Below are 20,907 nucleotides of genomic sequence, written 5' to 3'. Positions count from 1 at the left end.
GTCAGCCGTCAACGCCACAGGACGATTGATACCGCCAATCGTCATCACTCACCCACGCCAAAGTCGGCGGGAACCGATGCCCAACCTGTCTGCGCTGTTCGCTCCGATTGCGTCACGACGCGGCCACTGGTGGGCCTGGGGCTGTCTTTGGATTGCCGTGCTGCTGGCGTGCAGCCACGCGCGGGCGCAGACCTACAGCTTCCGCGACTACGCCCAGGCCGATGGCCTGCAGGGCATGACCGTCAACAGCCTGCTCGAAGACCGCCAGGGCGTGGTCTGGGTGGGCACCGAGCTGGCCCTGCACCGCTTCGAGCGCGAGAGTTTCATACCGGTCGGCCAGGAAAGCGGCCTGGATGCGCGCTATATCCGCGCCCTGGCGCTGGATGCGGCAGGACGGTTATGGGTGGCCAGTGCCAACGGCGTGTTCGTACGCGACGGCGGTGCGTTCGTGCAGCTGCTGCGCGACGGCAAACCGATCCGCGCCGACAGCGGCAATGTGCTGGCCGCCTACGCCGGCGGCATGGTAGTGGTCAGCGAGAACGCCTTGCTGCGCCTGTCGCCGGACCACACGGGCGGCTGGTCGGTGCACCCGCTGCCGTTGCAGCTGGCCGATGGCACCAGCCTGCCGGCCGGCAAGGCGTTACTTGCCGATGGCACGGCGCTATGGAGCAGCTGCGGGCCGCACGTCTGCCGGATCGACGAGAACGGACGCACCGAGCTGCTCGGCGAAGCCGACGGAGTGCCGGAGCGGCAGTGGCGGGCGATCTTTCGCGACCACCAGAACACCCTGTGGCTGCGCGGCGGTGGCCTGGTGCTATCGCGCGCGCCGGGCGAGCGTGTATTCCGCAACCATGCGGCGCCGGCAGGCACCAGCTTCGACACGCTCTCGGCCGCCACCACCCTGTCCGAAGATGCACAGGGCCGCCTGCTGACACGCTCCGATCGCGGCCTGGTGCGCTGGGAAGGCGATCACTGGCGCTATTTTGGCCACGACCAGGGGCTGCCGATCAGCCCGATGGTCGGCCCGTTGCTGATGCAGCGCACCGGCCAGCTGTGGATCGGTACCCGTGGCCTGGGCGTGCAGCGCTGGTTGGGCTACGGCAACATCGAACACTGGGACGAAAGCCAGGGCCTGGCGGAAGCGCCGACCTGGATGATCCAGCGCCTGCCCAGCGGGGAACTGCTGGTCGGCAGCGATGCCGGCTCCAATGTGCTGGATCCGCGCAGCGGGCGCATGCAGCCGTGGACGCTGGACGACGGCCAGCCGCTGCTGCAGTCGATCTCTCTGGCGCTCTCGCCGACAGACGGCGCCGCCTGGGTGGCACGCTCGTCCGGCGCGCTGGCGCGGCGCGATCCGCGCAGCGGCCGGACCGTCGACGTGCTGCAGCTGGGCCTGCCGATCAACAAGCTGCTGTTCGACGCGGCCGGCACCTTGTGGATCACCACCCCGCGCGGCCTGTATCACATGCCGCCGGGCGCGCCATACCAGGCCATCCGCGATCCGGGCGTGCCGGCCGCGTTCGTGGGCGATGTCGATCTCGACCCCCAGGGCCGGCTCTGGGCCAGCACCCGCGAGGGGCTGTACAAGCGGCAGGCAGAAAGTGCCTGGCAGCGCGTGCAGGTGCGTGGCGCGCTGCCCAGCCAGGATTTCTTCCTGATCGATTTTGCTCCCGATGGCGAGCTGTGGATCTCGCTGCGCGATACCGGGCTGTGGCATGGCCGCCTGCAGGCCGATGGCGTGCTGGCGCTGCGCGCGGTGGACGATCCGCTGGTGGCGCGGGTAATGCCGTTCATCCTGCGCCACGACCGCGAGGGCCGGCTGTGGCTGGGCAGCAGTCAGGGCCTGGACATGCTGCAAAACGGCCATTGGTCGCGGGCCACGCGCACCGAGGGCCTGTTGTGGGACGACATGTCGGCCAATGCGTTCTTCGAGGATGTGGATGGCAGCATCTGGCTCGGCAGCAGCCGCGGCGCCACCCATCTGATCGATCCGTTGCGCGTGTTCGCCGCGCCGCCACTGCGCGTGGACATCCTGCGCGTGCGGCGTGGCAACCAGGCGATCATGCCGGGAGCGCAGGTCGATTGGTCGCAGGTGCCGCTGGATGTGGACATCAGCGCGCCCGGCGCCGAAGGCGGCCCGGACCGCATCAGCTTCCGCTACCGGGTGGAGGGCCACCAGGCGCGCTGGACCCAGACCTCGCTCAGTCACCTCACCTACCCGCTGTTGCCGCCCGGCACCTACACGCTGGAAGTCCAGGCGCTGGATGCCTACCAACGCAGCGCCAGCCCGGTCGCGCGGCTGCGTTTCGTGCTGCGCCCGCCATGGTGGCGCGGCGTGCCGGCAGTGGCCGGCTACGTGCTGCTGGGCATTGCCGCGGTGATCGCGCTGCTGCGCTGGCGCACGCGCAAACTGCTGCGGCGCAAACGCGAGCTGGAGCAACTGGTGGCCGAGCGCACTGCCGAGCTGGAACAGGACAAGCGCGAGCTGGAGGCGGCACGCGCCGAGCTCGCGCTCAAGGCCACCCACGACGAGCTGACCGGGCTGCTCAATCGCGCCGGCATCCTGCACGCGCTGCGCGGCATGCTGGCGCGTGCCGATACCAGCGCGCGGCCGCTGGCGGTGGTGTTGATCGACCTGGACCACTTCAAGCTGGTCAACGACCAGCACGGCCACCTGGCCGGGGACGCGGTGCTGGCCGAGGTCGGCCGGCGCCTGGACACGCTGGTGCGCGGCGACGACCGCATCGGTCGCTACGGCGGCGAGGAATTGCTGGCGCTGCTGCCGGGGCTCAGTACCGAGGCCACCCATCGCCTGCAGGCACTGCATCGCGGGATCTGCGGCAACTACCCGATCGATGGCGGCGTGCTGCCGGTGACCTGTTCGGTCGGGGTGGCCTGGTTCCAGCCGGGCGAAACCCTGGAACAGCTGCTGGCGCGCGCGGACGCCGCGCTCTATCGCGCCAAGCGCAATGGGCGCAACCGCATCGATTACGACCATGTGCGCTACGACGCCGCGGCCAGCGGCTGAGCCTGCGCCTGGACGCAGGCCGAAAGGCCGTGCCAATGCTGCGATCTGCCGACCGCCCGGCGCACAACGCGCCTGGGCGGCGCGCCTGCAGACACGTCGCTGCAGAGAATGTCCGCTGCCACACGGGTACTTGTGTGCGAACAGCACGCAACCGTTTTGAAACCGGCATCAAGCCATCTGCGTGATCGCGCCTGCAGCAACAGTGTGCAGCTCGGGAACAACATGCCCTGGCAATGGCCATGCGCGCTGCGCACTCACACCGCCATGCCTGCTTAAGCATTAAAGAAACACGCGTGAACAGCCGCTAGTCGGTTTACTGCGGCCTGCTATGGGGGCCGCCCATGGCAAGCGTGAGACACCCGCGCGAGGGGCGCGGACCACACGCGCCGATGCGTGGGAGAGTGCAACGCTCGTGGGGGTTGAGTACCGTCAATGCAGGTCGTCAGGCCGGCGTGCACCGTTCTTGGCGGTGCTGCTGCTGGCCTTGCTGTCGCTGGCCGATCTGGCCGGCGCGCAGAGCGCGAGCATTCGTCGCTACGCCCACGACCAGGGCTTGCTCGGGCTGGCCGGCACCTGCCTGCTGCAGACCCGCGCCACGCTGCTGTGGGTGTGTACCGAAAGCGGCCTGTATCGCTACAACGGGCGCAGCTTCCAGCAGGTGATGCTGGATGGCCTGCGCAACGAACCGATCACCTCGATGACCGAAGCCGCCGACGGGCGGCTGTGGGTGGCCGGCTTCCAGGCCCTGTTCGTCGGCGACGAGCACGGCTTCCGCAAGCTGGCCCCCGACGAGGCCGAACACCTGCAGGAAGACATGCTGCTGGCCAGTCCCTCCTGGGGCACGGTGCTGGCCAATGGCGGCACGCTGGAACGATTGAGCGCACGCGGCAACGGCCACTGGCATAGCGAGCCGCTGCTGGATACCGCCACACGGGTGCGCGTGCCCGAGCTGTCCAAGGTGCTGAGCCTGTCGGTGGACGGCGACACCTTGTGGGCCGGCTGCGCCAAGCGGCTGTGCGCCATCGATGCGCAACGCAAGGTGCAGGTGTACGGGCCGGACCAAGGCGTGCCGGACGATCGCTGGTACAGCGTGTTGCGCGATCACGACGGCGCACTGTGGGTCCGCGGCACCGGCAACCTGCTCTATCGCGCGCCGGGCGCCAGCAAATTCAGCGTGCGGCCGCTGCCCTTGCTCGATGGCAGAACCATCGGGCGACAAGCGCCGTTGGTGCTGGACCGCGAAGGGCGCGTGCTGGTGCGTCGCAACGACGGGCTGGCGCGCTGGGAAAACGGCCGTTGGCGCAGTTTCGGCGCCGACAACGGGCTGCCGCCCGGCAGCAGCGATGCGATCCTGGTGGACCGCGATGGCGATGTCTGGATGACCGTCGATGGCGAAGGCCTGGTGCGCTGGGCCGGCTACGAATGGATCGAGAACTGGGACGTCTCGCAGGGCATGCCGGCCGCGCCCACCTGGTCGATCGCCCGCGACGCGCAGGGGGCGCTGCTGGTCGGCAACGAACATGGCACCGGCCGCCAGGTCGATCCGGGCGGCCGGTTCGTTCCGGCCCTGCAGGCCTCCGGGATCCAGATCGTGGGCATGCAACGCAGCGCCGACGGCAGCCTGTGGACGCTCAATTCGGCCGGTTTCCTGCGCCGCACCTGGCCTGATGGCCGCAGTGCGCAGATCGCCAAACTGCCGCGCACCGCGCGCCGCCTGCTGATCGATCGGCAGGGGCGGATGTGGATGCTCAGTGCGGGCGGGCTGTTCGTGATCCGGCGTCCGCTGGATGGCGGCACGATGGAAGCGGTCACCGAGATGCCCACGATCGCCTATACCGACGTCCAGCAGACCGCCAACGGCACGCTGTGGGTGTCCACCGCCAACGGCTTGTTCCGGCTGCAGGGCACGCGCTGGTCCAAGGTCGAGGTGCTGGTCAATGGCGGCACCTCCGACCCCTGGATCAGCAAGTTCCACATCAGCGATAGCGGCGAGGTGTGGCTGGCGTTCTACCGGCCCGGTCTCTGGCACGGCATGTTGCTGGGCGAGCGGCTGGATCTGCAGGCGATCAGTGACGAGGCGCTGCGCGATGTCGGCGTCTACCTGATGCGCGGCGACAGCCTCGGCCGGGTCTGGGTGGGCCATGCGCGTGGCGTGGAGGTCTACGACGGCGAGCGTTGGGCGCATCTGTCGCAATCGCAGGGCCTGCTGTGGGACGACATCTCCGAAGCGGCCTTCGCCGAGGATCCGGATGGGTCGGTCTGGATCGGCACCTCGCGCGGGGTGAGCCATCTGCTGGACCCGGCGCGGCTGTTCGATGCGCGCCAGCCCAGCGTGCGCATCGACAGCGTCAGCCGTGGCGGCGTGCCGGTGCAGCGCGGCCAATTGCTGGGCTGGAGCGACAAGCCGCTGCATATCGAGCTGTCCACGATGGAGGTCTACGACGACCCGAGCCGCCTGACCGTGCGTTACCGCCTGCTCGGCCTGCACAACGAATGGATCCAGAGCGACAACCTGTCGATCGACCAGGCGCCGCTGCCCTCCGGGCATTTCCGCCTGCAGGTGCAGGTGCTGGACCGCTACCGCCGCACCGCCTCGCCGATCGCCGACCTGCCGTTTGCGGTGGCCCCGCTGTGGTGGCGCAGCCCGCCGGCGATCGTGCTGTATGTGCTGATCGGCAGCGCGTTGCTGGCCGGCCTGTGGCGCTGGCGGCACCGCCATCTGGTCGCGCGCGAGCGCATGCTGGCCGAACTGGTGGCCGAGCGCACCTATCAGCTGGAACACGAAAAACGCGATCTGGAAAGCGCGCGCGCAGCGCTGGCCCTGAAGGCCAGCCACGATGCCCTGACCGGCCTGCTCAACCGCTCCGGCGTGCTCGAAGCCATGGCCGAAGAACTGCAGGCCTGTGCGCACGGCGGGCACCCGCTGGCGGTGGTGCTGATCGATCTGGACCACTTCAAGCTGGTCAACGACGAACACGGGCATCTGGTCGGCGATGCGGTCCTGGCCAAGGTCGGCGCTCGCCTGACCGCCTGCCTGCGCGACTCGGACAAGGTGGGCCGTTACGGTGGAGAGGAACTGCTGTTGCTGCTGCCGGGCATGTCGCAGCATAGCCAGCACCGGCTGCGCGCCATCCACGAAAAGCTCAGCCTGGCACCGTACGAGGTGGGTGCCGCCCGGCCGCTGCAGGTGACCTGCTCGGTCGGCGTGGCCTGGTTCCGGAACGGCGACAACGCCGCCACGCTGCTGGCGCGTGCCGACGAGGCGCTGTACCGCGCCAAGCGGCATGGCCGCAATCGCATCGAACCGGAAGAGCCCGAATCGTCGGTGGCGTGAGCCCAAGAGTCGCCGGTCGGGCGCAGCTCGCTACGTACGGATTTCAGCGCGACGCACAGCATCAACGCATGCACTGGCAGCCACCCGCATGCCGGTCACGGCACCGCAGCATCGCCAGCGCCGTCACCTCGCGCACAGAAACCCTCACCACCAACCCGCCGCATCACAGTCATCGCCGGCTGCCCTGCCCGGCCGACCAGCGCAGTTGCGCGTGACCTGCAGCGCATGCGCGTCGATCGCTGCCGGCTGCCTGCAGGCGCTCAAGAAGTGGCGCCCGGGGTCGCTAGGTGCTTGAGCAAGTGCGTCCCTCGGCGCCGGAAGTGGATGGGTGGTCGGAACCTATAACCCTGGCATGGTGATGCTGTCGCTGGTGGTGGCCGTGCTGGCCTCCTACACCGCACTGCATCTGGCCGCACGTGTGACTGCCAGCCGTGGCGGCGATGCCGTGGCCTGGCTGATGGGCGGCGCGGTGGCGATGGGGATCGGCATCTGGTCGATGCACTTCGTCGGCATGCTGGCGTTTCGCCTGCCGATTCCGCTGGGCTACGACCTGGCGCTGACGACCTATTCGATGCTGGCGGCGATTCTGGCATCGGCATTCGCGCTGTGGCTGACCTCGCGTGCCGATCTGCCATGGCCGCGGCTGGGCATGGGCGCGGTGCTGATGGGGCTGGGCATTGCGCTGATGCACTACATGGGCATGGGCGCGCTGCGCATGTCCCCGGCCATCAGCTACGACCCGCTGCTGTTCGGGCTGTCCCTTGCCATCGCCATCGGCGCCTCGGCGGCGGCGTTGTGGATCGCCTTCCGGCTGCGCCACGACGGGCGCCGCTACAGCCTGCGCCTGATCGCGGCGATGATCATGGGCGTGGCGATCGTGGGCATGCATTACACCGGCATGGCCGCCGCGCAGTTTGCGCCCGGCAGCATCTGCGGCGCGGCCGCCGGTGCGCACCTGCCGCTGCCCTGGCTGGCCGCGGTGGTGGTGCTGGTCACGCTGGCGCTGTTGGCGCTGGCGCTGGTGATCTCGGTGCTGTCGCGGCGCTTCCAGCAACGCACCGACGTGCTCGCGCGGTCGTTGGCGCAGGCCAATGCCGAGCTGGTGCTGGCCGCCCTGCACGACCCGCTCACCCGCCTGCCCAACCGCGTGCTGCTGCACGAGCACGTGCTGCAAAGCATCGACCGCGCCCAGCGTGACGGGCAGCGCTTTGCGGTGATGCTGATCAACCTGGATGGATTCAAGGCCATCAACGACGGCTACGGCCACCAGTTCGGCGACCAGTTGCTGGTGGCGGTGGCCGGGCGCATGAGTGCGCACCGGCGCGCCCACGGCAGCCTGGCGCGGCTGGGGGCCGACGAGTTCGCGCTGGTGTCGGCCATCGCCGACCCCGAGGATGCCGCCGCCATCGCCGCGCATCTGCTGCAGGCACTGGCGGTGCCGTTCCTGGTCGCCGACCAGGAATTGCGCCTCAGCAGCAGCGTCGGCATTGCGCTGTATCCGGAGGATGCCGGCAGCGAGCATCAATTGATGATCCATGCCGATGCGGCGATGAGTCACGCCAAACAGGCCGGCCGCAACCGTTACAGCTTTTTCGAGCGCTCGATGACCGGCACCACCCGCGAGCGCCTGCAGCTGCTGCAGGATCTGCCGCGTGCGCTGGAACTGGGCCAGTTCGTGCTGCACTACCAGCCCAAGTATTGCGCCGACGATGGCCGCCCGGTGGGCGCCGAGGCGCTGCTCCGCTGGCAGCACCCCGAGCGCGGCCTGGTGCCGCCGGACAGCTTCATCCCGCTGGCCGAACGCAGCGGCATGATCGGCCCGCTCGGCAGCTGGGTGCTGCAGCAGGCCTGCCGGCAGATGCGCGACTGGCGCGAGGCCGGACATGGGCACTGGCGGGTGGCGGTCAACCTGTCGGCCACGCAACTGGCCTCGCCCAGCCTGCTGGACGAGGTGGCCACCACCCTGGCCGACTACGCGATCCCACCGGCCCAGCTCACCCTGGAAATCACCGAGAGCATGGCCATGCGCGATGCCGAGGCCTGCCTGCGCACGCTCGGCCAGCTCAATACGCTGGGCGTGCGCATTGCCATCGACGACTTCGGCACCGGTTATTCCAACCTGATGTACCTGCGCAAGCTGCCCGCGCACGAACTCAAGATCGACCGCAGCTTCGTGCAGGCCCTGGACAACGGCCCGGAAGACATCGCCATCGTCGCCGCGGTGGTGGCACTGGCGCACACCATGCGCCTGCAGGTGGTGGCCGAGGGCGTGGAGACCACCGCCCAGCGCAACACGCTGGAACGGCTGGGCTGCGACCAGCTGCAAGGCTATCTGTTGGGCCGGCCAATGGACGCCGAGCACTTCATCGCGGTGGTGGTCGCCCAACGCGACGGCCCAACTCGCCCGACCGGCTGAGCGCAGGCGTCAAAACGAACGCCGCCCCGGCATCCACGCGCAACGACCCGCCAGCAGCCCCACGCACAGCCGCTGCGTCCCGACTACCCAATCCCCAATCCCGATTCCCGATTCCCGGCCTCTCAAACTGGAACGCCACTTGCATGACGCAGGGCTGACCAGTCACCGGCACCTCCATGTCCGAGTCCGAAGACGGCGGCGAACGCACAGAGCTTCCCACCGAAAAACGCCTGCGCGAAGCCCGCGAGCAGGGCAACATCCCGCAATCGCGCGAGTTGTCCACCGCCGCGGTGTTCGGTGCCGGCGTGTTCGCGCTGATGGCCCTGGCCCGCGGCATCGGCGATGGCGCCAGCGTCTGGATGAAGACTGCGCTCAGCCCGGACCCGAAGATGCGTGAAAACCCGATGGCGCTGTTCGGCCATTTCGGCGACCTGCTGCTGCAGCTGCTGTGGGTGATGCTGCCGCTGATCGGCATCTGCCTGGCCGCCGGCCTGGCCGGCCCGCTGTTGATGAGCGGGCTGCGCTTTTCCGGCAAGGCGATCATGCCCGACCTCAACAAGCTCAACCCGATGAACGGGATCAAGCGCATGTGGGGCAGCAACAGCCTGGCCGAGCTGGTCAAGTCGGTGCTGCGGCTGCTGTTCGTCGGCCTGGCCGCCAGCCTGTGCATCTCCAAGGGCCTGCACGGCCTGCGCTCGCTGGTGAACCAGCCGCTGGAACAGGCGGTGGGCAACGGCCTGGACTTCACCAAGAGCCTGCTGTTCTACACCGCTGGCGCGCTGGTGCTGCTGGCCGCCATCGACGCGCCGTACCAGAAGTGGAACTGGCTGCGGAAGCTGAAGATGACGCGCGAAGAGATCAAGCGCGAGATGAAGGAAAGCGAGGGCAGCCCGGAGGTCAAGGGCCGCATCCGCCAGATGCAGATGCAGATGTCGCAGCGCCAGATGATGGAAGCGGTGCCCAAGGCCGACGTGGTGCTGATGAATCCGACCCACTACGCGGTGGCGCTCAAGTACGAAGGCGGCAAGATGCGCGCCCCGATCGTGGTGGCCAAGGGCGTGGACGAAATGGCCTTCCGCATCCGCGAAGCCTGCGAACAGCACCGCGTGGCGATCGTCACCGCCCCGCCTTTGGCACGCGCCTTGTATAGAGAAGCGCAAATCGGCAAGGAAATTCCCGTGAGACTCTATTCGGTCGTGGCCCAGGTGCTGTCCTACGTCTACCAGCTGCGTGGCTGGAACGGCGGCCCGATGCCGGAATTGCCGTCGCTGGACGTGGATGAGTTCGGCAAGGGAGCCAGCGCATGAGCGCCCAACCCGCCCCGATGAATGCCCGGCGCATCATGGAGTTGCTGCGCAACGGCCTGGGCGCGCCGCTGGCGCTGATGGCCATGCTGGCCATGCTGATGGTGCCGCTGGCCGCGCCGGTGCTGGACGCGCTGTTCACCTTCAACATCGCCATCTCGCTGATGGTGCTGCTGGCGGTGGTGTACGTGCAGCGCCCGCTGGAATTCACCATTTTCCCGATCGTGCTGCTGATGACCACGATGCTGCGGCTGGCGCTGAACGTCGCCTCCAGCCGCGTGATCCTGATCAACGGCCAGGACGGCCATGCCGCGGCCGGCAAGGTGATCGAGGCATTCGGCCAGTTCGTGATCGGCGGCAACTACGCAGTGGGTATCGTGGTGTTCGCGATCCTGACCATCATCAACTTCGTGGTCATCACCAAGGGTGCCGGGCGCGTGTCGGAAGTGACCGCGCGCTTCATCCTGGACGCCATGCCCGGCAAGCAGATGGCCATCGACGCCGACCTCAACGCCGGTTTGCTGACGCGCGAGGAAGCCAAGGCCCGCCGCGAGGAAGTCCGCGAGGAAGCCGACTTCTACGGTGCGATGGACGGTGCCAACAAGTTCATCCGCGGCGACGCCATTGCCGCCATCCTGATCCTGTTCATCAACCTGGTCGGCGGCATGGCGGTGGGCATGTTCCAGCACGGCATGAGCTTTGTGGATGCCGCTTCCACCTACACCCTGCTGTCGATCGGCGACGGTTTGGTGGCGCAGCTGCCGGCCCTGCTGGTGTCGTCCTCGGTCGCCTTGCTGGTGACCCGCGCCTCGCGCGCGCAGGACATGCGCGGCGCCATGATCAGCCAGGTGTTCGGCCAGCACCGCGCCCTCGCGGTGGCCGCGGCCATCCTGGGCCTGGTCGGCCTGGTGCCGGGCATGCCCAACGTCGCGTTTTTGACGCTGGGCCTGATCCTGGGCGTGATCGCCTGGAAAATGTACAAGCGCAGCCTGGTCATCCCGCCAACCGGCGACCCGGCCACCGATCCCAAGGCCGCCGCCGCGGCCACTGCCGCCCAGGCCAGTTCGGAGCTGAGCTGGGACGAGCTGCGCCCGATCGACCCGCTGGGCCTGGAAGTGGGCTACCGGCTGATTCCGCTGGTGGACAAGAACCAGGGCGGCGAACTGATGGCGCGCATCAAGGGCGTGCGCCGCAAGCTCACCCAGGACATCGGCTTCCTGGTGCCGCCGGTGCATATCCGCGACAACCTGGAACTGTCGGCCAATGCCTACCGGTTGCTGGTGCACGGGGTGCCGGTGGCCACCGCGGAAATCTATCCCGATCGCGAACTGGCGCTGGACCCGGGCGGCGCACTCGGCCAGCTCGACGGCATCCCTGGCAAGGACCCGGCGTTCGGCCTGGACGCCACCTGGATCCAGCCGCACCAACGCGCCTATGCCGAATCGATGGGCTACACCGTGGTCGACCCGGCCACCGTGGTCGCCACCCATCTGTCGCACCTGATCCGCGAACACGCCCCGGAACTGCTCGGCCACGAGGAAGTGCAGCAGCTGCTGGCGACCCTGGCCAAGACCGCGCCGAAGATGGTCGAAGACCTCACCCCGAAGGCGCTGCCGCTGTCGGTGGTGGTGCGCGTGCTGCAGAACCTGCTGATCGAGCGCATCCCGGTGCGCCAGCTGCGCAAGATTGTCGAAGCCCTGGTCGAACACGCCCCGCACAGCCAGGACCCGACTACCCTCACCGCCGCGGTACGCACCTCGCTGGGCCGCTTCATCGTGCAGGAAATCGCCGGCATGTCGGCCGAGCTGCCGGTCTACACGCTGGCCCCGCAGCTGGAGCGCGTGTTGCAGGAATCCACCCACGGCAACGGCGTGGCGCTGGAGCCCGGCCTGGCCGAACGCCTGCACCAGAGCCTGGCCGACTGCGTCGGCAAGCAGGAAGCGCGCAACGAACCGGCAGTGGTGCTGGTGCCCGGCCAGGTCCGCGCCGCCCTGGCCCGCCTGGTCCGCCACAGCGTCCCGTCCCTGTCGGTACTGGCCTACAGCGAAGTGCCAGAAGACAAGCGCCTGAAGCTGGTCGGCACGATCAGCTGAGACCGCCCGCCGACGCTCCTACGACAGGCCAGCAATCCGAGAACACGCCGCGGACGCTGACACCACTGTAGGAGCGCACCTGGGCGCGACAGGCGTTACCGGGACACCCCGTCGCGCCCGGGTGCGCTCCTACGACAGGCCAGGCAATCCGGGAACACACCACAGACGCCGACACCACCGTAGGAGCGCACCTGGGCGCGACAGGCGTTACCGGGACGGCCCGTCGCGCCCGGGTGCGCTCCTACGAACCCACCCACCACGTCGACCAGCGATGGCAGCAGGCCGGCAACCGACCAGCACACCCTGCGTCGGAAAGCCGCCACTGGTCCGGATCTCCAATCGATTGCACGGCGCTGGCCGTTTCCAGGCATTCCAAGCGGCCCAGGCACGACCTCCGACCCGCCAGCGCATTCGCCCGCACGACGCCACCAGCGCATCGCCGCCCCGGAAAAAAGTCAATCAATCCATTGACTTGAAGCCGTCGGACGCGGCCGGACACACAGCCCCCGCCCCGTCCCGACGCCCCAGCTTCCCGCGCCGGAACCCCGGCACCCCGTTTTGGCACGCCGCGTGCATTAGCTCTGCCGAGACCGCAGCCAGCGCCACCGCTGCGGGGCGAGAGCAGCACTTGGAACAACCGAACGGGACAGGCAACTCATGACGCTGGCAACACACCCACATTCATCGCGCACCCGTCCGGCGTCCGGCGGGTCCCGTTCCTGGAGGCACTTCGCATGAAAATCAAACGCTTCGTTGCCCCGGACATGCGCACCGCATTCCGAATGGTGCGTGAAGAACATGGCCCGGACGCAGTGATCCTGTCCAATCGCCGCACCGCCGAAGGCATCGAGATCGTCGCTGCCAGCAACTACGACGAAGAACTCGTGCAGCGCGCCCTGGAAACCGCGCGCTCCGAGACGCCGGCCGTTGCCGCCGCGCCGATCCCGTCGGCACCAGCTCCGCAGGCACCGGCCCCGCAAGTCGCCGCCGCACCGGTCCACGCACCGCTGAAGCCGGCCGCCGATGCCGGCACGAGCCAGCGCCAGCGCGTTGCCAGCGCCGCCGAAGACATGATCGCCGCGATGGCGCTGCGCCAGCCGGTCAACGTGCCGCGCCAGCCGCAGGTGCCCGCACCGGTGCGTAGCGCCGCCGTCCCCTCGCCCGCCGCCCAGGCCCTGGCCCACGCCGTCGCGGTGACCGCCGCGCCGCGCCAGGAGCACGCGCTGTCGGCCGTGCCGGAACAACTGTTCGCCGATTTCCTGACCACCGCGCCGGTGCAGCGCGCCGCCGTGCAGGCTGCCCCGGTGCAGGCCCCGACCCCGATCATGGCCGCCGCTGCTGCCCCCGTGCAGGCCGGCTACGACCAGGACGAAGACGCGCTGGACGACGACGCCGACTTCGACCTGGACGCGCTGCCGCAGATCCTGCCGCCGGCCGCGTTGCCGCCGCTGGTGGTCGCCCCGCCGGCGCTGGCCGCGGTGCCGGTCGCCGCCGCCCCGGCGCCGCAGAACGATGAAGAACTCAAGCAGTTGCGTGGCGAGCTGGCGCTGATGCGGCAGATGATCGAGCGCGAAATGAACCGCCTCACCGACGAGCGCCTGCGTGGTTCGCCGGTGCGCGCGCAGGCCCTGGAACTGATGGACGACTACGGCTTCGACGCCGGCCTGATCCGCGACGTGGCACTGCAGATCCCGGCCGATACCGAATTGCACCGCGGCCGCGGGCTGATGCTGGGCCTGCTGTCCAAGCGCCTGCCGGTGGCCCCGGTCGACCCGCTGGAACGCGGCGGCGTGATCGCCCTGGTCGGCCCGACCGGCGCCGGCAAGACCACCACCATCGCCAAGCTCGCCCAGCGCTTCGCCGCCCAGCACGCCCCGCGCGACGTGGCCCTGGTCACCACCGACACCCAGCGTGTCGGCGGCCGCGAGCAGCTGCACAGCTACGGCCGTCAGCTCGGCATCGCCGTGCACGAGGCCGATAGCGCCGAAAGCCTGCTGGAACTGCTCGAGCGCCTGCGCGACTACAAGCTGGTGCTGATCGACACCGCCGGCATGGGCCAGCGCGACCGCGCCCTGGCCGCCCAGCTGAACTGGCTGCGCGCCGCGCACCAGGTCACTTCGCTGCTGGTGCTGCCTGCCAACGCGCACTTTTCCGACCTCGACGAGGTCGTGCGCCGCTTTGCCCACGCCAAGCCCCAGGGCGTGGTGCTGACCAAACTTGACGAGACCGGCCGCTTCGGTAGTGCGCTGTCGGTTGTCGTCGATCACCAAATGCCCATCACCTGGGTGACTGACGGACAGCGGGTCCCCGACGACCTGCACCGCGCCAATGCCGCCAGTCTCGTTCTTCGCCTTGAAGATTTGCGGCGCGCTGCCGATAAGCCCTGTACTCCGGAGCACAACCATGCAGTCGCGTGAATACGCCAAGCTGACCAACGCCTTCCCCCTGTCGGCGACCCGTCCCGAGCCCCTGGGCCCGGTGCGCACCATTGCCGTGACCGGTGGCAAGGGCGGCGTGGGTAAAACCAACATCTCCGCCAACCTGGCCGTGGCGCTGGCCGACATGGGCAAGCGCACCCTGCTGCTGGACGCCGACCTGGGCCTGGCCAACCTGGACGTGGTGCTGGGCCTGTCGCCCAAGTACACCCTGGCCGACCTGATCGCCGGCCGCTGCACGCTGGATGAAGTGATCATCGAAGGCCCCGGCGGCGTGCTGGTGGTCCCGGCCGCCTCCGGCCGCCGCCACATGGCCGAACTGGCCCCGGCCCAGCACATCGGCCTGGTCAACGTGTTCTCCGAGCTGGAACGCGACCTGGACGTGATGGTCATCGATACCGCCGCCGGCATCACCGACAGCGTGCTGACCTTCTGCCAGGCCGCCCAGGACACCGTGGTGGTGGTCTGCGACGAGCCGGCCTCGATCACCGACGCCTATGCGCTGATCAAGGTGCTCTCGCGCGAACGCGGCGTGGACCGCCTGCAGATCATCGCCAACATGGTGCGCGACCCCAACGAGGGCCGCCTGCTGTACGACAAGCTGTCGCGGGTCTGCGAAAAATTCCTCGGCGACGTGTCGCTGAACTACCTCGGCCACGTGCCGCAGGACGACTGGTTGCGCCTGTCGGTGCAGCGCCAGCAGCCGGTCATCAAGGCCTACCCCGCCAGTCCGTCGGCGCAGGCCATTGCAGAAATCGCTCGCCGTACTTCGCGCTGGCAGGCCCCCACCGTGCCGCGCGGCAATGTCGAGTTCTTCGTCGAACGCATCATCCAACGGGGAGTGGCCGCATGAGCACCGCTACCGCAACCACGGCCAGCGCGCAGTACCGCGCCGTGCAGCGCAACAACGCCAACGACATCGTCACCCAGCACGCCGACCTGGTGCGCCGCATCGCCCACCATCTGGCCGCACGCCTGCCGGCGAGCGTGGAAGTGGACGATCTGATCCAGGCCGGCATGATCGGCCTGATCGAAGCCTCGCGCAGTTACGACTCCGAACAGGGCGCCTCGTTCGAAACCTATGCCTCGATCCGCATCCGCGGCTCGATGATCGACGAGATCCGGCGGGGCGACTGGGTGCCGCGCTCGGTGCACCGCCGCGCACGCGACGCTGCCGCCGCCGTGCGCAAGATCGAACAGCACACCGGCCGCGCCGCCGCCGCCACCGAAGTGGCCGCCGCGATGGAGATGCCGCTGCCCGACTACCTGCGTCTGATGGAAGATGCCGCCCGCGGCCAGGTGCTGAGCCTGGAGTCGCGGATCGAGGATCACGGCGAGCTGGACACCACCGCCAAGGGCGGCCCCAATCCGCAGCAGATGATGGAGCGTGGCGAATTCGGCCGCGAGCTGGGCAAGGCCATCGGCCAGTTGCCCGAGCGCGAGCAGCTGGTGCTGTCGCTGTACTACGAACAGGAATTGAACCTGAAAGAAATCGGCGCCGTGCTTGGTGTCAGCGAATCGCGCGTCTGCCAGATCCATGGCCAGGCGGTGGTGCGTCTGCGCGGCCGCCTCAAGGTCTTCGAACTGGCCGATGCCGGTGTCGAAATTGACGAATGATTTTTTCGCGCATTTTTTAGTGTTAGGAGCTTGATGTGAACAAGAACATGCGGATTTTGATCGTGGACGACTTCTCGACGATGCGACGTATCGTCAAGAATCTGTTGGGCGATCTGGGCTTCACCAATACCGCAGAGGCCGAAGACGGCAACAGCGCATTGGCGGCGTTGCGGGCCGGCCCGTTCGATTTCGTGGTCACCGACTGGAACATGCCCGGCATGACCGGCATCGACCTGCTGCGCAACATCCGCGCCGACGCCAAGCTCAAGCACCTGCCGGTGATGATGGTGACTGCCGAAGCCAAGCGCGAGCAGATCATCGAAGCGGCCCAGTGCGGCGTGAACGGCTACATCATCAAGCCGTTCACCGCACAGACCCTGGAAGAGAAGCTGGGCAAGGTGTTCGAACGTCTGGCGGCGACCGCCTGATGAACGCCACCGTGGAAGCCGATGCCGAACGTGCCGCCCTGATCGAACGCCTGCAGCACGCGCTCGATGCACTGGAAAGCGGTGACCAGGTCGCCTGGCGGCGCGAGGTGGACCACCTCGCCGCGCTGCGCACGCGCCCGATGATGCAGAGCCTGAGCCGGCTCGCGCGCGAACTCGGGCAGGCGCTGGGCGAGCTGCCCACCGTGCCCGAGGAAGCCGGCGAACTGGACGATGCCTGCTCGCGCCTGGACCACGTGGTGGAAATGACCGAGAAGGCCAGCCATCGCACGCTGGACTTGGTCGAGGAATGCCGCGAGCTGGCCAACCAGCTACGCGACGGTGGCCTGAACCAGGACCAGGGCGCGCTGATGGACAAGATGCGCCATAACCTGACCGAGCTGTCGCTGGCGCAGAGCTACCAGGACCTGAGCGGCCAGATCATCCGTCGCGTGGCCGGGATCGTGCGGCGCGTGCACGAGGGCTTCGGTGCGCTCGGCCTGCCGCCGAAGAATCCCGAGCCGAAGAAAGACGACGGCGGTCTTGCCGGTCCTGCAGTCAAGGGCCTGGACCGTCACGCGGTGTCGCAGGACGACGCCGACGACCTGCTGTCCGGATTGGGGCTGTAACCATGAGTGCTGTTCCAGACGATATTGCTGCCGATTTCATTGTCGAGGCCCAGGAGATCCTGGATCGCCTCGGCGAACAGCTGGTGTCGCTGGAACAGGCACCGGACGAAGCCGACCAGCTCAACGCGGTGTTCCGCGGCTTCCACACGCTCAAGGGCGGCGCCGGCTTCCTGGCGATCAAGCCGATGGTCGAGCTCTGCCACGCCGCCGAGGAAACCCTGGGCATGGCGCGCTCCGGCCAGGCGGTGTTGCAGGCGCATCACTTCGATGCCGCGCAGCAGTCGCTGGATTATCTGCAGGCCATGCTGGACGCGATGGGCTCGGGCGAAACCGTGCCGCATGCACCGGCCTCGCTGATTGCGCAGTTCGACGCCAAGAGCGGCCCGCCGGCGGTCAAGGCCGCGCCCAAGGCCGCTGCCGCTGCACCCGCACACGATGACGCACACGGCGCTGCTGCGCCGGGCGCCAAGGCCGCGCCCAAGGCGGCGGCCAAGGCCGCCGACGCCGAGCAGACCGTGCGCGTGGACACCAAGCGCCTGGACGCCATCGTCAACCTGATCGGCGAACTGGTGCTGTCGCGCAATCGCCTCAAGACCCTGCGCACCCGCCTGCGCGACGAAGAACTCGACCGCGCGGTCAGCACCCTGGACATCGCCACCGCCCGCCTGCAGACCGCGGTGATGCGCACCCGCATGCAACCGGTCAGCAAGGTGTTCGCACGCTTCCCCAAGGTGGCCCGCGATGTCGCGCGCACGCTGTCCAAGGAAGTGGAACTGGAACTGATCGGCGCCGAGACGGAACTGGACCGCAACCTGGTTGAGGCCCTGGCCGACCCGCTGGTGCACCTGGTGCGCAACGCGATCGACCACGGCATCGAATCGCCGGCCCTGCGCGAAGCCACCGGCAAGCCGCGCAGCGGCCATGTGCGCCTGTCCGCGCAGCAGGAAGGCGACTACGTCAGCATCGAGATCCAGGACGACGGCGCCGGCATCGACCCCGAACGCCTGCGCGAGATCGCCCGTAATAAAGGCCTGATCGACGCCGAAGCCGCCGCCCGTCTGAGCACCGACGAGTGTCTGCATCTGATCTTCATGCCGGGCTTTTCGACCAAGGCCGAGGTCACCGACATCTCCGGCCGCGGCGTGGGCATGGACGTGGTGCAATCGCGCATCCGCGAACTCAGCGGGCAGATCCAGATCCAGTCCGAACTTGGCCGCGGCAGCCGCTTCATGATCCGTGTGCCGCTGACCCTGGCGATCCTGCCGACCCTGCTTGTACAGGCCGGCGAAGCGGTCTATGCATTGCCGCTGGCGCGCGTGGTCGAAGTACTGCACGCCCCGCAGACCTCGCTGGGCTGGTTCGACGGCCGCGCCGTGCTGGATCGCCGCTCGCACACCCTGCCGCTGATCGACCTGCGCCGCTGGCTGGGCGTGCCTGCCGAACAACCGCCGCTATTGACGGTGGTGCTGCTGCAGGCCGGCGAAACCCGCTTCGGCCTGGTGGTGGACCAGGTCCGCGGCCGCGAGGAAGTGGTGATCAAGCCCCTGCCCCGCGCCCTGCGCGGCCTGCCCGGCTACGCCGGCGCCACCCTGATCGGCGACGGCCGCATGGCGCTGATCCTGGATGTGGATGGATTGCGCTCCAGCGATCATTGAGGTTGGGAAATCGGGATTGGGAGAATCGGGAATCGGGAATCGGGAATCGGGAATCGGGAATCGTCAAGACGATCCTGGTTGCCTGATCTAACGACAACGGCCGCGTACTGCGGCCGTTGTCGTTTCACTACCAGCATGGCTGCCGATCTATGCCGCTACGCGCGCGGGCATGGGCGCGATGGTTTGGCGACGGTCAGGCTGCCGTGGAACTGAACCTGGAACCGTTATTTGTGGAACCGTTATTTGAACGAATGTAGATCCATTCAACACAGTGGTGCTCCACCCGCTCCTGCGGTGCATCTGACTCACCTCGTGGAAACACCTCCACGCGCATGCCCGGGCGGCTGAAGAAGTCACTCATCCATCGCCCGTCTTCCACCATGTTGCGTTGACGTACAAACCCGGCGTTTTCCAGCTTCTTGGTAAACGTATCGAAATCGATCCCGCAGATCTCCGCCATGGACGGGGAAGCACCCGCTTGCGCCGGAATAAAAGTGAACTCGAACCAACGCCCCGCAGTAGGCGTCTGGTCCATGCCAAAGCTGTAACCCCACTCACTGGTAAGCGGAGCACTGGCGCCATAACGCTTGGGATCAGCTGCCGCACGCGTCACCGGAACCCCCATTTTGGACTGCAGGTAGTCAGGTGTCAGATCGTCCAGTCCATCAATAGCTTGAATCAATGCAAGCATGCGGGTGAGCGCATCCTCTGCCGTTCGTATCGGCCCACTGGGTTCACTGCCAGCGGGAGTGACTGCGGATTCGGATGAGGAACGCATGGCAGATGTCTCCGTGACGGTTGCCGCGGCTGGGATGGCCGACGTGTGGGCGCATGCGCCCAGAGCGAGGGTGGCGAGCAAGGCGTAGAGGGGGCGCGCGATCATGAAGCGTCCGTTGTGCGCTGGTGTGGCTGCGACGCTAGTGGGATCCGGCACCGAGGTCAATCGCAAGGGGTCTGGCAGCCGCACCATCATCGCCGCACACTGCGCGCCCTGGCCGGCACCTCCGCTGGCGGCAACACCTCCATCAGCAGCTGCCCTTCGCTGGCGGTGATGCGCAGCTTGGTGCCGATGGCAAAGCCCAGTTGCTCCAGCCATAGGCCGCTGAGGCGGACGTGGGGCACGTGCTGGTCGCCGGCGTGGTCGTGGGCGCCGGGGTAATGGGTGTAGCTGACGGTGCATTGGCGCGGGCGGCGGGCGCGGCGGGGTGCGCGTAGCGTGCCGGGGCCTTGCGGCGAGGCGTCCGGGTCGGGCGGCAGCATCGGTGGCAGCTTGGTGCGGTCGGGCTCCACAACGACCCACTGCACCCGCTTGGGCGGCGCGGGGCGCGTACGTGTGCGGGTGGGCCGTGCGCTGGCAGATGCCGTGGGTGGGCGGCGGCGTGTCATAGCGCCTCCGGGTGATAGCGGGTGATGGTTGCAGCGACGTACTGCTGCAATGGCACAGCCCTGCGTGCCGACAGGCGGCGCGAGGCGTGCGGCAATACACCGAGCTGGCGACTCAGCGGATGCGCGGTATGGTCTCTCGCCTGCTCAATAGCTGTGCTTGCGTCGAGCCTGCGCAGCACATCGCCCATATCCCTCGGCAGGCGGTAAGCGGAAGCTGGCAACAGATCAACCGGCACAGATGCCGGCATGGATGGTGCGGTAGACATGGCAACGCCCTCCTGGAACAACCCAAGAACCGCCGCCAACGGCGACGGGATGTCGGGAGGTTCGAAACCGCACGTAGCCGGCGGGCATATTCCCCTTGCGGGTGTTGTATTAGCCGCCCTCCCGACGCAGGCATTGCGTCGGCTTGTACCTGCAGGATGCAGGCACAAAAAACCCACCGGTTTGACGGAGGTGGGTACCGCTACGTGAGGAGTTTCGACGCTCCTTGGGACTAGATTGCAAGTACGCGGTCTGGCGTGTCAATACACGCTGGCAGGTCTCGCGCGGCTGTGTGCGCCACTGGCGCAGTTCCATAAGGGC

At 68.1% G+C, this 20,907-nt stretch carries 14 protein-coding genes; 11 read left to right on the top strand and 3 right to left on the bottom strand.

Translation table 11 applies throughout. From position 1 onward, the window contains the following. Positions 1 to 76: 76 nt before the first annotated feature. The 11 genes from ABQY74_RS10000 to ABQY74_RS09950 all read left to right on the top strand — a co-directional run bounded on the left by ABQY74_RS10000 (position 77) and on the right by ABQY74_RS09950 (position 18,936). Positions 77 to 3,028 carry a diguanylate cyclase gene (locus ABQY74_RS10000; protein WP_349791282.1) on the top strand — a complete coding sequence of 984 codons (2,952 nt, stop codon included), beginning with the start codon at positions 77 to 79 and terminating at the stop codon, positions 3,026 to 3,028. Between the two features lie 412 nt (positions 3,029 to 3,440). Next, the gene (locus ABQY74_RS09995; RefSeq protein WP_349791280.1) at positions 3,441 to 6,362 is read left to right on the top strand and encodes a diguanylate cyclase domain-containing protein; all 2,922 of its coding nucleotides are present in this window, start codon (positions 3,441 to 3,443) and stop codon (positions 6,360 to 6,362) included. A gap of 328 nt (positions 6,363 to 6,690) precedes the next feature. Further along, positions 6,691 to 8,778, top strand: coding sequence for an EAL domain-containing protein (locus ABQY74_RS09990; RefSeq protein WP_349791278.1), 2,088 nt, complete (start codon positions 6,691 to 6,693; stop codon positions 8,776 to 8,778). 176 nt (positions 8,779 to 8,954) lie between these two features. Next, entirely contained in the window at positions 8,955 to 10,085 is a 1,131-nt protein-coding gene (gene flhB, locus ABQY74_RS09985; RefSeq protein WP_024937670.1) for a flagellar biosynthesis protein FlhB, read from the top strand. Between the two features lie 17 nt (positions 10,086 to 10,102). Continuing rightward, positions 10,103 to 12,175, top strand: a complete 2,073-nt coding sequence (flhA, locus tag ABQY74_RS09980; protein WP_024937671.1) for a flagellar biosynthesis protein FlhA — start codon at positions 10,103 to 10,105, stop codon at positions 12,173 to 12,175. Positions 12,176 to 12,909: 734 nt separating this feature from the next. Then, positions 12,910 to 14,592, top strand: coding sequence for a flagellar biosynthesis protein FlhF (gene flhF, locus ABQY74_RS09975; protein ID WP_245101941.1), 1,683 nt, complete (start codon positions 12,910 to 12,912; stop codon positions 14,590 to 14,592). Next, positions 14,579 to 15,463 (top strand): MinD/ParA family protein, encoded by an 885-nt coding sequence (locus ABQY74_RS09970; protein WP_010374294.1) that lies wholly within the window; start codon positions 14,579 to 14,581, stop codon positions 15,461 to 15,463. Before flhF ends, ABQY74_RS09970 begins: the two co-directional genes overlap by 14 nt. Then, entirely contained in the window at positions 15,460 to 16,227 is a 768-nt protein-coding gene (locus ABQY74_RS09965) for an RNA polymerase sigma factor FliA (protein ID WP_024937674.1), read from the top strand. Before ABQY74_RS09970 ends, ABQY74_RS09965 begins: the two co-directional genes overlap by 4 nt. Before the next feature lie 35 nt (positions 16,228 to 16,262). Next, positions 16,263 to 16,655 (top strand): chemotaxis response regulator CheY, encoded by a 393-nt coding sequence (gene cheY / locus ABQY74_RS09960; RefSeq protein WP_002813536.1) that lies wholly within the window; start codon positions 16,263 to 16,265, stop codon positions 16,653 to 16,655. Continuing rightward, positions 16,655 to 17,281 carry a protein phosphatase CheZ gene (locus tag ABQY74_RS09955; RefSeq protein WP_016904946.1) on the top strand — a complete coding sequence of 209 codons (627 nt, stop codon included), beginning with the start codon at positions 16,655 to 16,657 and terminating at the stop codon, positions 17,279 to 17,281. Before cheY ends, ABQY74_RS09955 begins: the two co-directional genes overlap by 1 nt. Positions 17,282 to 17,283: 2 nt before the next feature. Next, positions 17,284 to 18,936 carry a chemotaxis protein CheA gene (locus tag ABQY74_RS09950; protein WP_016904945.1) on the top strand — a complete coding sequence of 551 codons (1,653 nt, stop codon included), beginning with the start codon at positions 17,284 to 17,286 and terminating at the stop codon, positions 18,934 to 18,936. Positions 18,937 to 19,129: 193 nt separating this feature from the next. Here ABQY74_RS09950 and ABQY74_RS09945 read toward each other — a convergent pair whose 3' ends face one another. The 3 genes from ABQY74_RS09945 to ABQY74_RS09935 form a co-directional block, all read right to left on the bottom strand. Next, positions 19,130 to 19,819, bottom strand: a complete 690-nt coding sequence (locus ABQY74_RS09945; protein WP_349791276.1) for a hypothetical protein — start codon at positions 19,817 to 19,819, stop codon at positions 19,130 to 19,132. 86 nt (positions 19,820 to 19,905) lie between these two features. Further along, positions 19,906 to 20,322, bottom strand: coding sequence for a SymE family type I addiction module toxin (locus tag ABQY74_RS09940; RefSeq protein ID WP_029219772.1), 417 nt, complete (start codon positions 20,320 to 20,322; stop codon positions 19,906 to 19,908). Continuing rightward, on the bottom strand, positions 20,319 to 20,588 hold the full coding sequence (locus ABQY74_RS09935; protein ID WP_349791274.1) for a hypothetical protein: 270 nt from the start codon (positions 20,586 to 20,588) through the stop codon (positions 20,319 to 20,321). Before ABQY74_RS09935 ends, ABQY74_RS09940 begins: the two co-directional genes overlap by 4 nt. Positions 20,589 to 20,907 lie beyond the last annotated feature (319 nt).

This window comes from Xanthomonas sp. WHRI 7064, assembly GCF_040202355.2.
Classification (GTDB): Bacteria; Pseudomonadota; Gammaproteobacteria; order Xanthomonadales; family Xanthomonadaceae; genus Xanthomonas; species Xanthomonas arboricola.
This window is presented reverse-complemented; position numbering and strand designations above follow the sequence as displayed.

Coding starts and splice junctions, on each gene's coding strand:
- ABQY74_RS10000 (WP_349791282.1), top strand. CDS start 77: ATGCCCAACCTGTCTGCGCTGTTCGCTCCGATTGCGTCACGACGCGGC.
- flhB (WP_024937670.1), top strand. CDS start 8,955: ATGTCCGAGTCCGAAGACGGCGGCGAACGCACAGAGCTTCCCACCGAA.
- flhA (WP_024937671.1), top strand. CDS start 10,103: ATGAATGCCCGGCGCATCATGGAGTTGCTGCGCAACGGCCTGGGCGCG.
- flhF (WP_245101941.1), top strand. CDS start 12,910: ATGAAAATCAAACGCTTCGTTGCCCCGGACATGCGCACCGCATTCCGA.
- ABQY74_RS09970 (WP_010374294.1), top strand. CDS start 14,579: ATGCAGTCGCGTGAATACGCCAAGCTGACCAACGCCTTCCCCCTGTCG.
- ABQY74_RS09965 (WP_024937674.1), top strand. CDS start 15,460: ATGAGCACCGCTACCGCAACCACGGCCAGCGCGCAGTACCGCGCCGTG.
- ABQY74_RS09955 (WP_016904946.1), top strand. CDS start 16,655: ATGAACGCCACCGTGGAAGCCGATGCCGAACGTGCCGCCCTGATCGAA.
- ABQY74_RS09950 (WP_016904945.1), top strand. CDS start 17,284: ATGAGTGCTGTTCCAGACGATATTGCTGCCGATTTCATTGTCGAGGCC.
- ABQY74_RS09945 (WP_349791276.1), bottom strand. CDS start 19,819: ATGATCGCGCGCCCCCTCTACGCCTTGCTCGCCACCCTCGCTCTGGGC.
- ABQY74_RS09940 (WP_029219772.1), bottom strand. CDS start 20,322: ATGACACGCCGCCGCCCACCCACGGCATCTGCCAGCGCACGGCCCACC.
- ABQY74_RS09935 (WP_349791274.1), bottom strand. CDS start 20,588: ATGTCTACCGCACCATCCATGCCGGCATCTGTGCCGGTTGATCTGTTG.